This is a genomic window from Hoeflea sp., from assembly GCF_984452065.1.
This window is the reverse complement of sequence record NZ_CFHWAF010000001.1, coordinates 40,254-53,745: the sequence shown is the minus strand read 5'-3', so window position 1 is coordinate 53,745 and position 13,492 is coordinate 40,254. Positions and strand designations below refer to the sequence as shown.

The 13,492-nt window shown below is 58.6% G+C and carries 12 protein-coding genes; 10 read left to right on the top strand and 2 right to left on the bottom strand.

Annotated elements, in window-relative coordinates; translation table 11 throughout:
- Positions 1-10: 10 nt before the first annotated feature.
- The 4 genes from AC5E6N_RS00275 (at position 11) to AC5E6N_RS00260 (ending at position 4,450) form a co-directional block, all read left to right on the top strand.
- The gene (locus AC5E6N_RS00275; RefSeq protein ID WP_491745918.1) at positions 11-1,516 is read left to right on the top strand and encodes a glycosyltransferase; all 1,506 of its coding nucleotides are present in this window, start codon (positions 11-13) and stop codon (positions 1,514-1,516) included.
- A gap of 61 nt (positions 1,517-1,577) precedes the next feature.
- Complete coding sequence (locus AC5E6N_RS00270; protein WP_491745917.1) at positions 1,578-2,711, top strand: glycosyltransferase family 4 protein; 1,134 nt, start codon at positions 1,578-1,580, stop codon at positions 2,709-2,711.
- A 91-nt stretch (positions 2,712-2,802) separates the two neighbouring features.
- On the top strand, positions 2,803-3,927 hold the full coding sequence (locus AC5E6N_RS00265) for a glycosyltransferase (protein ID WP_491745916.1): 1,125 nt from the start codon (positions 2,803-2,805) through the stop codon (positions 3,925-3,927).
- Entirely contained in the window at positions 3,911-4,450 is a 540-nt protein-coding gene (locus AC5E6N_RS00260) for a sugar transferase (RefSeq protein ID WP_491745915.1), read from the top strand. The genes AC5E6N_RS00265 and AC5E6N_RS00260 overlap by 17 nt, the downstream gene beginning before the upstream one ends.
- 284 nt (positions 4,451-4,734) lie before the next feature.
- On the opposite strand, the gene AC5E6N_RS00255 is transcribed toward AC5E6N_RS00260, so the two are convergent.
- Together AC5E6N_RS00255 and AC5E6N_RS00250 are read right to left on the bottom strand one after the other, a co-directional pair.
- A complete protein-coding gene (locus tag AC5E6N_RS00255; protein ID WP_491745914.1) occupies positions 4,735-6,018 on the bottom strand; it encodes an O-antigen ligase family protein in 1,284 nt (427 codons plus the stop codon).
- Positions 6,019-6,199: 181 nt separating this feature from the next.
- Positions 6,200-7,099, bottom strand: coding sequence for a LysR substrate-binding domain-containing protein (locus tag AC5E6N_RS00250; RefSeq protein WP_491745913.1), 900 nt, complete (start codon positions 7,097-7,099; stop codon positions 6,200-6,202).
- 110 nt (positions 7,100-7,209) lie between these two features.
- Here AC5E6N_RS00250 and AC5E6N_RS00245 point away from each other — a divergent pair, with 110 nt between their 5' ends.
- The 6 genes from AC5E6N_RS00245 to AC5E6N_RS00220 all read left to right on the top strand — a co-directional run bounded on the left by AC5E6N_RS00245 (position 7,210) and on the right by AC5E6N_RS00220 (position 13,321).
- Positions 7,210-8,838 (top strand): GMC family oxidoreductase, encoded by a 1,629-nt coding sequence (locus AC5E6N_RS00245; protein ID WP_491745912.1) that lies wholly within the window; start codon positions 7,210-7,212, stop codon positions 8,836-8,838.
- Positions 8,839-8,842: 4 nt separating this feature from the next.
- Positions 8,843-9,952 carry a mandelate racemase/muconate lactonizing enzyme family protein gene (locus AC5E6N_RS00240; protein WP_491745911.1) on the top strand — a complete coding sequence of 370 codons (1,110 nt, stop codon included), beginning with the start codon at positions 8,843-8,845 and terminating at the stop codon, positions 9,950-9,952.
- Positions 9,953-9,965: 13 nt separating this feature from the next.
- Entirely contained in the window at positions 9,966-11,174 is a 1,209-nt protein-coding gene (locus AC5E6N_RS00235; RefSeq protein ID WP_491745910.1) for a mandelate racemase/muconate lactonizing enzyme family protein, read from the top strand.
- Between the two features lie 24 nt (positions 11,175-11,198).
- Positions 11,199-12,155: an NAD(P)-dependent oxidoreductase gene (locus AC5E6N_RS00230; RefSeq protein WP_491745909.1), complete on the top strand. Its 957-nt coding sequence runs from the start codon at positions 11,199-11,201 to the stop codon at positions 12,153-12,155.
- 90 nt (positions 12,156-12,245) lie between these two features.
- Positions 12,246-13,139, top strand: a complete 894-nt coding sequence (locus AC5E6N_RS00225) for a phosphodiesterase (RefSeq protein ID WP_491745908.1) — start codon at positions 12,246-12,248, stop codon at positions 13,137-13,139.
- Complete coding sequence (locus tag AC5E6N_RS00220; RefSeq protein WP_491745907.1) at positions 13,139-13,321, top strand: hypothetical protein; 183 nt, start codon at positions 13,139-13,141, stop codon at positions 13,319-13,321. Before AC5E6N_RS00225 ends, AC5E6N_RS00220 begins: the two co-directional genes overlap by 1 nt.
- Positions 13,322-13,492 lie beyond the last annotated feature (171 nt).

Sequence of the window (13,492 nt, the reverse complement as noted above, 5' to 3'; positions counted from 1 at the left end):
ATAATACATTATGAAAGAAAAATTGAATATCTTATTCGACTTAACTTTTGCTGGATATCCCATTTCGGGCATTCCCAACGAAGTGGCATTACTATTTGAAATGTTTGCTACATCGGAAGATATCGATGTTTGTGGGATGATTCACCAAGCAAAAGGTCGGAATAGCATAAGACTGAATAAGGTTTCTGAACTTGCTGATTTAGCAAATATAATCGCACAGTTTGCAGAAACACCTAAACCGGGGCGCGGACATTTCCGAGAAAAAATTGAGCTGATAGCTAGCTTAGTAAATAGTATGATAGATTCAAGATTTAATCTATCCATCAATCGAGCAGAGCTTAAGGCAAGTGATACTGCAAAGGAGTTATTATTTACATCGCTGTTTAGAATTTTCTTTTCAGGAAAAGTTTCACCAAATAATTTTGATAAATTAAAAGATGCAGATTATCTTTTTACAAAATATAATCATGATCTGGAGCTTTTCAAGGCCTTTATAAAGTCTGGGAGAGTGCGATTTAAGGCACCAAATGAGTTTCCGATAGCAATCAATTACGGTTTAAAAAATATATTGGCAATCGGCCACAAAGGAACAATCCATCGACATGTCGATTTGATAGCACTTGAAGACCCAGACACTTTGGCAGGAAACGTAGTAATAGATCAAACAAAATTTTATATTGATAAAATATTGCCAAAATCTGATGTAATTGCATGCCTGACCGAGACTGCCCGGGAGAAACTTGTATTAGCCAACCCAAAACTTGAAAAAAAATCCAGAGTAATATCTGTGTTAATACCTCAATTGAAGAGGAGGGACGGAATCGAAGATGAGTACATCAGAAAACAATTTGTTAGTCATAACTGGTTTTTAAATGATTTAGATATAAAAAACCGTATTATTGCCGTTAAAAAACTGAATGAGAGCTTAAGTCAGCAGGAAGAGTTAGAGTATATTATTTGCGTCTCCACTGTTGAGCCGAGGAAAAACTATGGCGCCCTTGTTGCAGCATGGGAATACATGAGATTTAATTTGAAGAGAAATATAAAATTAGTAATTGTCGGTGGATTGGGTTGGAAAACTGACCGAATTGAACATGCTATAAGAACTTATGCTTTAGAAGGGGAAATCATTCCACTGGCAAAAGTTCCTAAAATGGGACTCGAAATTTTACTTAATAGGGCTTTGTATTTCGTATTCCTATCCCACAATGAAGGTTTTGGGGTTGGTCCCCTAGAAGCATTACAATGTGGATGCCCATCCCTTGTGTTGGATAAACCGATTTATAGAGAAGTTTACGGTAATTCGGTAGAATACGTAAATAGCGCTGCAGCTGATGCTGTCGGAAACCGATTAGCTCAATTAATAGACGAACGAAAGTCATCAGATCGAGAATTGTTTAGAGAGGAACTTGATAAGAAATCTAGTCCCGTATTAAGCAAATATACACCGGGCTCGGTACGAGAAAAATGGATTGAGACAATTAAGGAACTCGCAGGTTACGAGACGTATTACTGAATCGATCTGTATGGGGGAGCAAATGGATGCAAGGATATCGACTTCATAAGTTGGAAGAGGAATGCATATTGCTATAGATGCTAGAAATTTGATTGGCAAAAAGTCTGGAATTGGACGCTACGTGTCCGACACATGCGTAAGCCTTTCAAAAAAGTACGACAACCACTCTACCCTCTTCTGGCCCCTTCGCTCAAGCCAAATTCCGAAGGGGTTTTGCGGACTTAATCACCAATTTGGTGGAAGTATAAGCTGTATAGGACGGAAAGTTTGGTCTCTCACCACCCTTCCCCGCCAAGTCAACAAATCCCACCCCGACATCTTCTGGGGGCCAGCACACAGGCTTCCTATCGGTCTCAATCGGACGATCCCCTGCGTTGTCACAATCCACGATCTCGTCTGGGCCGCACATCCTGAAACCATGAGCCGCAAGGGCTGGCTCGCCGACCGCATTCTTTCACCACATGCAATGAAACGGGCGGATGCGATTATTGCCGTGTCGCGGTCCACCCGCGACGATATCGTTGAGCGCTTCCCGCATTTTGCTGACAAGGTTCATGTGATTTATCCGGGCACATCGAATTTCAAGCAGTCCATGACGATTGCCGGCGATGACAGCGCGTTTTCGGCCGCCGGTGACTACGCCCTGTTTGTCGGCACGATCGAACCGCGAAAGAACCTGGACCGGCTCCTTAAGGCCATAGCGATCGCCAAGGCCGAAGGCGGCGAGGCAAAAAAACTCCTCATCGCCGGCGGCAAAGGCTGGCGGCATACTGCTATCAATACGCTAATCGAAAAATACGGTCTTTCAGATTGCGTGCAAGCCCTTGGCTACGTCAGCGACGCCAAACTTGCAACGCTTTACCAAGGCGCACGTTTTCTCACCATGCCCTCCCTTTACGAGGGCTTCGGCCTTCCGATTATCGAGGCCGGCTCCTATGGGGTCCCGGCTCTGACCGGCAATGTATCCTCCATGCCGGAGGTGGCGGGCAAGGCCGGCCTGCTGGTTGATCCGCACAACCCTGACGATATTGCACGCGGCTGGCAGCGTCTTTGGAACGACGATGCGCTTCATGCCGGGTTAAGCAGCCATGCCCGTGAAAATGCCGCGCGGTTTTCCTGGTCAAAGACCGTCGACGAGATGCTGGCCTTGTTTGAGGAGGTCATTGAACGCCATCGTCAGAAAAGGCCTCAATAGACACAGAAAACTCCAGGACTCGGCAAGATGCTCATTGAGTGCTGGCGGCAGCCTCGTATAAGGATACGTCAATACACGCCTCGAGAGCATCATGCGCGTCCTGCATTTCTTCAAGACCTATTGGCCCGATACATTTGGCGGTGTGGAACGCAGCATCGATGCAATAGCAGGGCATTCGGCGGGCCTTGGAGCCGAAAATCACATTTTGTCGCTCTCCCCCGGAAACTCCGCTCAGCCATCACGACGCGGCAAGCAAACCCTGCACAAGGTCAAGCGGCACGGAACAATCGTTTCAACGGATTTTTCATTTACCTGCCTCAGGCCCTTCCGGCGCCTCGCCGCGGAGGCTGACATTGTTCACCTGCATTTCCCCTGGCCGTTCATGGACGCGGTTGTGCTTGCCTCACGGGTTCGAAAACCGCTTGTGCTGACTTACCACTCGGATGCGCTCGCAAATTCCTTCGTCGAGGCCGCATACGGGCCGTTGCGCAATCGCCTGCTTTCACGCGTTGACAGCATCGTCGCCACGTCGCCGAATTATCTTGCATCAAGCAGCATCCTCAAAGCTCACCGGGACAAGACAACGATTATCCCGCTCGGCCTCGACGAGGCCGCCTACCCCAAAGCCGCGGCAGAAAAGAGACTGGAACATTGGAAAGCACGTTTCGGGCGTGACTTCTTTCTGTTCACCGGCGTATTGCGTCATTACAAGGGGATCGAAACGCTTCTCGAGGCCGCTTCCAGGACCAGTTTGCCGATTGTCATCGCAGGTTCCGGGTTTGAGGAAGCCAGGCTGCAAGCCACAAGGCAGCGGCTCGGCCTGGAAAACGTTCATTTTACAGGGTCCGTCAGAGAAGAAGACAAGGTCGCCCTTCTGAAACTGTGCAGGGGATTCGTTTTCCCGTCAAACAAGCGTTCCGAAGCCTTCGGGCTCTCTCTGGTCGAGGCGGCAATGTTTGACAAGCCAATGATCAGTTGTGAAATCGGAACCGGCACGAGTTATATCAACATCGATGGCGAAACCGGGTTTGTTGTCGCGCCGAACGATCCTGATGCCCTCGCCAAGGCAATGAATACGCTGGCAGCGGACGATAAGCTGCAGGCATCGTTTGGCGCGGCCGCGAGAAAACGATATAAGGAACATTTTCGCGCGGAAACCATGGGCCGACGCTATTTTGAACTCTATCAGCAAGTCCTCGATGAAACGCCCCGCTGACATCGCCGTCTCCCTCGCCATCCTCATTCTCCTGTGGCCGCTCATCCTGCTGCTCGCCATCCTCATCCGCGTCGAATCCTCCGGCAATCCGTTTTTCGGGCAGCGGCGGCTGGGGCGGGGGGAAAAGCCGTTCACCATCTGGAAGCTGCGGACGATGCGCGACGGGACGCCGCATCTTGGGACGCATGAGGTCGGGGTGGATGCCCATACGCGTATGGGCGCGTTTTTGCGGCGCGCCAAGCTTGACGAGCTGCCGCAGGCCTTCAATATCCTTCTCGGCCATATGAGCCTTGTGGGCCCGCGTCCGTGCCTGCCGGGGCAGGCGGCGGTGATCGCGGCGCGGCGGCGCCTCGATGTCTTCGGCGCCCGCCCGGGTGTGACCGGCCTTGCCCAGATCCGCGGCATCGACATGTCCCGGCCGGATGAGCTTGCCGCCGCGGACCGGGAATATATCGACAGCCGATCGATGGCGCTGGATCTCAGGATTTGTGTCAGGACGGTTGCGGCGGTGTGCGGGCAGTAGTTTTACGCTCACGGCCGCACCGCCGCTTTGCGGCTGGCCTGCGCGGGCGCGCCGCATGAGCGGCGACGGCCGGTCGGCCTTGCGAAGCGCTCCGCGCTTCGAACTCTGTTCCCTTTCAAAGCATCATGGAAAAAGAATACGGTGCGCAGCACCGCAAGCGCGACCGCGCGTCGGGCCCTTTGGCCCGCCCCGTCCGGAGCCAGCGCCGAAGGCGCGTACGGCGTGAGGACAAAACAATAAGCGGCGGTGCGGCCGTGAGCGAAAAACAAAATCTCAAAACACCCCTACCCGCCCTCACCCGCCCCGCCGCGCCCCGGCAGCCGCGCAAGCACACAAAATGCGGTGACCAGCGAGAGGTAATAGAGCGTCGAGACGTCATGATAGAACAAGAGATTGCTCACGCCGTAGAGCATGTAGGAGAGCACGGCACAGAAAAGTCCGCCGAAGACGACCGGCGGCGCGTTGCGCAGCACGTAAAGCGGCACGAGGAACACGGCGAGCAGCGTGACAAGGCCAAGCACGCCGGACGCCACGAGGTCGGTCAGATAGCCGTTGTGCAGATGGGTAAAGGGGAATTGCGCACCCTGATTTGGGTCATGCGCCGCGGCGGCCAGCATCAGGTTCTGCCGGCCATGGCCGGTCAGCGGCCGCTCGGCGAAGGCGGAAAGCCCGGCGCGGTAAAGCGCAAGGCGCGCCGATATGGAATATTCGGCAACGCCGTCTCCGGCGGGATTTGTCATCCGCTCCACCGCCAGGTCCACCCGCTTTGTCAGTTCCGGGTCCGCCTTGATCACGCCCACGGCCAGGATCCCGATCGCCAGCGCGGCAATACCCCCCCGCAGCGCCATGAAACGGAAGCCGAAATAGCGATAGCCCATCACAAGCGTGTAAGCCGCCAGGGTCGCGCAATAGGCAAGCAGCGGCCCCCTGCTCCCGGAGGTCAGCAACGCATAAAGCGCCGCAAGCGCGCCAATGGCGAGGAGCAGGCGCATGCGGCCCTTGAAAAAAAGCAGGCCGTGAACGCACAGCAGCCCGGAGACCATGACGCCAAGCGCCAGGATAAGCGGATTGCCCGCCAGCGCGCCGCGCATCAGCTGCGGAAAAAACGGCCCGCCAACGGTCATGATCAGGACGGCCAGAATGGCTCCGCAGGCATTGCCCGCAAAAAACACATCCAGCCAATAGGGCCTCACGGCATTGCGCAACACCGGCATCACGGGCGCGAAAAAGAGAAAAAGAAGATTGCTGTAGACCGCGCCGAAACCGGCCGGGCCGCCCCTGATGAGCGCATGCCCGACGGCAAACACCACCATGACCAGGCAATAGGCCGCGAACGCCGCAACGATCGGCCGCTCGACCGCATCGAAGTTCCGGCTGCGCGGGTCAAAACCCCAGCTCAGCAGCGCAAAAAGCCAGATACCGATGCTGACAATCGAGCCGCCGCTTCCCGTGCCGGGAAAAAGCAGAAAGACAAGGAACACCGAGAGCGCCCAGCGAAACGATGCACTGGCATCGTCGCGGTAAATCACATCCCAGTAAAGGCGGCTGAGCCGTCCGGTCCTCTCCAAAAGCCTCGATCCCCTGCGGCCTTGCGGTAAACTGTCTGCGAAGGCTTAGAGCAAGTCCGGCAAAAAGCAAGCGGCTCGGAACACCGCGTCCGGCGTTTCCGGACAGGTCGTATCGACAAGCGCCGCGGCGCGGGGTCGGCAAAGAAAAACTCCGCTCCGGCCAACACCGTCGGCAGCCGCATCAGCGCAGGCTGTCGAGCAGCCATTCGGTGAAAAGCAGCACTTCGGGCGCATGCTCGGTGTCGGGCGGGCGCAGGACATAATGCGCCTGATTACCGCTCAGCGCCGCTTCGACAGGCTGCACGAGGCGGCCTGATGCAAAATAGGGCCGGGCAAAGGCGTCAAGCACCAGCACGGCGCCGAGACCGCTCGCGGCATATTCCAGCGCCACCAGCGACGTATCCGATTTCACCGCCGCCGGCTGTTCATCCACCTCCACGCCGTTTTGTTTCTTGAGGTCGCTCCACATGCCCTCACAGCCCATGATCTTGATAATCGGGCCTGCGCACAGGGCCGACAGGGTCGGCGACGGCCCGAGACTGCCGGCATGATCGGGGCTGCACACGATGATGGACCGCTCGTCGCTGATCTTCTCGAACCGCCCGGTCGCGATGCGCTGGTCCGCCCAGTTGCCGTCGCCGTAGCGGATATCCACATCGACCGATTCGCTGTTGAGGCCGTCGCCCCAGATCGTCGTGCACAGCTGCAGCTCTATGCCGGGATAGGCGGCCCGGAACGCATGCAGCTTCGGCACCAGAACCAGCGTCGCGTAGGAAATCGGCACGCGTATGCGCAGGGTCTTTTCGCCGAGCGAACCGAATATGCCCATCGTCGCCAGCGACAGGTCCTCGAATGCCTTGCGCACCGCCGGCACATAGGCCGCGCCCATATCGGTCAGGCGCACGCCGCGCGGCAGGCGCTCGAAGAGACCGAACCCTAAACGTTTTTCCAGCGAGCGGATCTGGTGGCTGATCGCCGCCGAGGTCAGATTGAGCTCATTGGCGGCGGCGGCAAAGCTCGAATGCCGGGCGGCGGCCTCGAAAGCGCGGAGCCAGGCGACAGGGGGAAGCTGGTAACCCATCGGACACCTACCGAAATCAACAAATAAACTTGGGCCTTTGGCCGATAATGCTTCGTTTGATTATAGTCATATCACCATCAACACTGCCGCAAAATCAAGGCAAGAGTGACATGGCCGGCGACGAATTCGATTTTATCATTGTGGGAGCCGGCTCCGCGGGCTGCGTATTGGCGGACCGCCTGACCCGTGACGGCCGGCTGAACGTCCTGTTGATCGAGGCCGGCGGCTCGGACCGGAAACTGCGCATCCGGGTGCCGATCGGCTACGGCTTCACCTTCATGGATCCGAAGGTCAACTGGTGCTATTCAGGCCAGCCGGACCCCGGCCTTGCCGGCCGCTCGGCCTACTGGCCGAGAGGCAAGGTCGTCGGCGGCTCCAGCTCGATCAACGCGATGGTCTATTGCCGCGGCCTGCCGCATGATTTCGACGACTGGGCCGAGGCCGGCGCCGACGGCTGGGGCTGGCAAAACGTCAAACCGGTGTTCGAGCGCAACGAGACAAAGGCGCGGCGATGCGGGCGGACTTTGGAGACCCACGGCAACGGGCCACTCTGGGTGACCGACGAAACCGATCAGGCACACCCGGTGACCAGGCGTTTCCTGAGTGCCGCGCGCGAGGCCGGCTGGCCGACGACCGGCGATCTCAACGGTCCTGACCAGGAAGGCCTGACCATCTTCCACAACACCACAAGGGCCGGCTGGCGATGTTCGGCGGCGGACGCTTTCCTGAGGCCGGCACTCAAGCGCGGCAATCTCAGGCTTGTGTCGCACGCCCATGTCGATCACCTTATCTTCGAAGGCCGGCGCGCGACGGGCGTTGCCTATCGCCAGGGCGGTGAAAGCCGGCAGGCGCTGGCAAGGCGCGAGGTCATCGTCAGCGCCGGCGCGGTCAATTCACCCAAATTGCTGCAGCTTTCCGGCGTCGGGCCGGCAGACCTTCTAAAGAGGCATGGCGTCGAGGTGCGGGCCGACCTTCCGCAGGTGGGCGGCGGCCTGCAGGATCATCTCGCCGTCAACTACTACTACGAATCGACGGTGCCGACGCTCAATAACCAGCTCCAGCCGTGGCGCAGCCGGGTGCTGGCGGCGTTGCAATACGCCCTCACCCGCCGCGGCCTCCTCAGTCTCGGGATCAATCAGTGCGGCGGCTTCATCCGCTCGACCCCGGACGCCCCGCACCCCGATATGCAGATCTACTGCAACCCGGCCACCTACTCGACGGGATCGGGCACGGCGCCGCAGATCGATCCGGAACCGGGTTTCCTTTTGTCCTACCAGCCCTGCCGGCCGACGAGCCGCGGCCGCATCGACATTGTTTCCGCCGATCCCGCGGACGCGCCGGGCATCAAGCCGAATTCGCTGACAACCAATGAAGACCGGGACGCGGTCATTCGCGGCGCGCGGCTGCTGCGCCGGCTGATCGACACGCCGACCATGTCTGAACTGATAAAATCGCGGCGCCAGCCGGACCCGACACATCTCAGCGATGAAGAAGCGCTGGACGATTTCCGGCAGCGGGCGGCGACCGTCTACCATCCGACCAGCACCTGCCGGATCGGCACCGACAAAGACAACTCCGTGTGTGACGCCCGGCTTCGGGTCCACGGTCTCGAGGGCCTTCGCGTCATCGACGCATCCGCCTTTCCGAACCTGACCTCGGGCAACACCAATGCGCCGACGATGATGCTGGCGCAAAAGGGCGCCGATATTATCCTGGAAGACTTGGAAGCGACGGGCTGATCCGATGAAGATTGCAAAGCTCGAGACCTTCAGCAACAGCTTTGTCGGCTTTGTCCGCGTCACCGCCGAGGACGGCTCGACCGGCTGGGGACAGGTCTCCACCTACAATGCCGATATCACAGCGCTGGTCTTTCATCGCCAGATCGCCCCGTGGGCGCTCGACGCCGGGATCGACGACATCGATGGTCTCGCAGACCTGATCGTCGAAAGGGAGCACAAATTTCCGGGCTCCTATCTGCGCCGCGCGCTCGCCGGGCTCGACACCGCATTGTGGGACCTGCGCGGCAGGCTTTCGGGAAAGCCGGTCTGCGAACTGATCGGCGGCAGCCCCGGCACGCTACGGGCCTACGCCTCCAGCATGCGCCGCGATATCGGGCCGGAGGACGAAGCGAACCGGCTGGCAATGCTGCGCGACGAGCACGGTTTCGACGCCTTCAAGTTCCGCGTCGCCCGCGAATGCGGTCACGACAGGGACGAGTGGCCCGGACGGACCGAATCCATCGTACCGGCCGTGCGCCGGTCGCTTGGAGACGATGTGACCCTCCTCGTCGACGCCAACAGCGGCTACTCGGCGGAAAAGGCGATTGAGGTCGGCCGCATGCTCGAAGACCATGGCGTCAGCCATTTCGAGGAGCCCTGCCCCTACTGGGATCTGGAGGAAACCAGGAAGGTCACGCAGGCGCTCGACCTCGACGTCACCGGCGGCGAACAGGATTGCGACCTCGCGGTCTGGCGCCGGATGATCGCCATGCGGGCGGTCGACGTCATCCAGCCCGACATCTGCTATATTGGCGGGCTCGCGCGGGCGCTGCGCGTTGCCCGGATGGCACAAGCGGCCGGTCTCGCCTGCACCCCGCATTCGGCGAACCTTTCCATGGTCACGCTGTTCACGATGCACTTTTTGAGATCGATCCCCAACGCCGGACCCTATCTGGAGTTTTCCATTGAAGGATCAGACTATTATCCCTGGCAGCAGAATCTCTTTGTCAACGACCCGTTCCGCGTCGAAGATGGTCATGTCCAGGTCACCGATGCTCCCGGCTGGGGCGTCGAGATCAACCCGGCATGGCTCGACAAAGCCGATTATCTGGTGAGCGAAGCCGGCAATCCTTGAGGTTTGACACATTATGAAACTGCAATCGATCGAGACCTTTGTTGTCGCCAACCCGCCACCCTCGCGGGGCGGGCGTTACTTCATTTTCGTGCAGCTCAAAACCGCCTGCGGCATCGTCGGCCTGGGGGAAATCTACAACGCCACGTTCAGCCCGCAGCTTGTCGCTCAAATGGCCGAGGATATGTTCGCCCGCATCTTCGACGGCGCCGATCCGCATCGTATCGAGCGCCTCTGGCGCATGGCCTACGGCGCCGGCTACACGCTTCGGCCCGATGTCACGGTCATGGGTGTGTTGAGCGGGCTGGAGATGGCCTGCTGGGATATTGTCGGCAAGGCGGCCGGCCAGCCGGTTCACCAGTTGCTGGGCGGACGGGTTCACGAGCGACTGCGCAGCTACACCTATCTCTATCCGCCCGGCGACGGCAATGTTTATACCGACCCCGACACGCCCAATGTCTATAACGATCCGAACATTGCCGCCGAGGCCGCCCTTGCCTGCGTCGAGCAAGGTTTCACGGCTGTCAAATTCGATCCCGCCGGTCCCTACACCGTCCATGGCGGTCACCAGCCGAGCCTTGACGACCTTGAACGGTCCGAGCTGTTCTGCAAGCGCATCCGCGAGGCGGTCGGCAGTAGAGCCGATCTGCTGTTCGGAACGCACGGCCAGTTCACCGTATCAGGCGCCAAGCGCATGGCCCGCCGCCTGGAGCCCTACGACCCCCTCTGGTTCGAAGAGCCGGTGACGCCGGAAATGCCGGAGCGCATGGCCGAAGTGGCCCGCTCGACCTCGATCCCCATCTCCACCGGCGAGCGGCTGTGCACCAAATACGAATTTGCCCGCGTCCTCGATACCGGCGCGGCCTCCATCCTGCAGATGAATCTCGGCCGCGTCGGCGGTCTGCTCGAAGCCAAGAAAATCGCCGCCATGGCGGAGACGCACTACGCACAGATCGCTCCGCATCTTTATTGCGGCCCGGTCGTCGGCGCGGCAAATATCCAGCTCTCGGCCTCGCTCCCGAATTTCCTCATTCTTGAGAGCATCCAAAAATGGGATGGGTTCCATAGCGATATTCTCGTCAATCCGATCCGATGGGAGGATGGTTATGCCCTGGTGCCGGATGCGCCGGGTCTCGGCGTCGAGCTCAACGAGAATATTGCGCGGGCCAATCCCTATACGGGAACGGAACTTCACCTGACCATGGAAACAGAGCCGCTCAGATAGGCCGTAATACAACGGGAGGCATGCATGAAAATCGGTTTTATCGGTCTTGGCAATGTCGGCGGAAAGCTTGCCGCAAGCCTGCTCAGAAACGGCTTCGACCTCACCGTCCGGGACCTCGACCGCAGCCTCGCCGAACCCCTTCTGGAAGGTGGCGCGCATTGGGGCGCCTCCTCGGCCGAGATTGCGGAGCGATGCGACATCGTCATCACCTGTCTGCCGAGCCCGGCCGCCTCGGCCGCTGTCATGGAAGCCGATGACGGCATACTCAAGGCCATGGCGCCCGGAAAAATCTGGGCGGAAATGTCGACCACCGACGAGGCCGAAGTGCGCCGGCTCGGAGCTATGGTCTCGGCCGCAGGCGGCACGCCGGTCGACTGCCCGGTCTCGGGCGGATGTCACCGGGCGGCCACCGGCAATATCTCGATTTTTGCCGGCTGCGACCGCGCCACCTTCGAGCAGGTCCTTCCCGTCCTCAAGACGATGGGCCGGCGCATCCTCCACACCGGGCCGCTCGGTTCGGCCTCGGTCCTCAAGGTCGTCACCAACTATCTCGCCACCGCCAACCTGCTGTCGCTGTGCGAGGCGCTGGTGACATCGAAAGCGGCGGGCATGGATCTCAACACCACCTATGAAGCGATCCGCATCTCGTCGGGAAACTCCTTCGTGCACGAGACCGAAAGCCAGGTCATCCTGAACGGCTCGCGGGACATCAACTTCACCATGGATCTCGTTTCAAAGGATATCGGTCTTTTCCAACAGGTCGCCGAACGCTGCGGCGTACCGCTGGAGCTCAATCCGGTTCTCGTCGATATATTCAAGGACGGCTCGGAACGTTACGGCCCGCGCGAATTGTCGCCGAACATCATTCGGCGCCTTGAAGAGGCAACCGGGCATTCGATTTGCGCACCCGGTTTCCCGGCACAGATGACCGATGACGAGCCGGAGGAACCCGGCCACGAGATTGTGCCGGCAGGCGCATAACGGCGAAATATGCCGCACCGGTGCCGATTATGCGGGGTGTGACATCGAAAAGACGTCAAAAACCGTCTAAACAGGTGACACAGACTTCTTATGAGAACCGGCTGCGAGGGATCGTTCGACGTGCTGAAATTCATCCAATTGACGGATATCCACCTGATTGACGGCGGCCGCCGCCTCTACGGCGTTTCGCCGGAAAGCCGCCTGCATGCGGCAATCGACAGTATCAACCGCGAGCACAGCGACGCGGACTTCGTCATCTTCACCGGCGATCAGGCGCACTGGGGCGACGAAGCCGGTTACGGCGTGCTGACGGACGCGATTTCCCGGCTCGACATGCCCGTCAAAGTGCTGATGGGCAATCACGACCATCGGGATGTCATGGCACGCTGTGTCGCACAGGTGGAAACCGACAGCGATGGTTTTGTCCAGTCCACTATGGACACCGAAGCAGGGCGCTGCCTTTTCCTCGACACCAAACTGGATGGGAAGACGGATGGCGGTCAATATTGCGAGAAGCGGCGCGCCTGGCTCGCCGGGCAGCTTGAAAACAGTGACGGGCCGGTATTGATCTTCATGCACCATCCGCCGATGAAGCTCGGCATGAAGGGCATGGACATCATCAATCTCCTCGATGCGGAGGCTTTTTTCGAAATCGTTCAGCCGCACGTTCACAGAATTCGGCACCTGTTTTTCGGACACGTCCACAGACCGATCTTCGGCAACTGGAGGGGCATTTCGTTTTCATGCATTCGCGGCCTCAACCATCAGTTGGCTTTGGATCTCAAGGCGCCGAAAACCAGCGTGCCCGGGAATTTCGAGCCACCGGTCTACGGTGTCGTTCTGGCCGACAAGGACCAGCTCGTCACACATATGCACGAATTCATGGATCGGTCGCCGCATTTCGAGCTGGTAACGCCGGCAGGTATGGACGCGAAGGAATACAGCCTCGGCATGCGGCACGGTGATTGGGACAGGATGGCCTGATGCAGACAACGGCAGGGATGTGGCACAAATTCCCGGTTCCGGCCCTCGCCACCGGGCTGATGGTTGCGATCCTGCCGGCGGCAAGCGCCGAGGACGGAGACATCGCCGCGGCCAAGGTCCCCGAAGACGGCTTCAACTGGGACAATCATCTGCTTCATGTCAAAGGCGCAATTTCGGCCTGAACGGCCGCGATCCGGCGATCGGGCATGGCCGGGCGTTGCGGCGAATTCGTCATATTGCTGCCGAATTCTTTAATCCGGCAAAGGCCTTGGACGTTAAACCTTAACCATATCTTTCATGACAATTTTAATGGTTCCGGCGCGATAATCAGGCATATCGTCAGCTCGGATTGG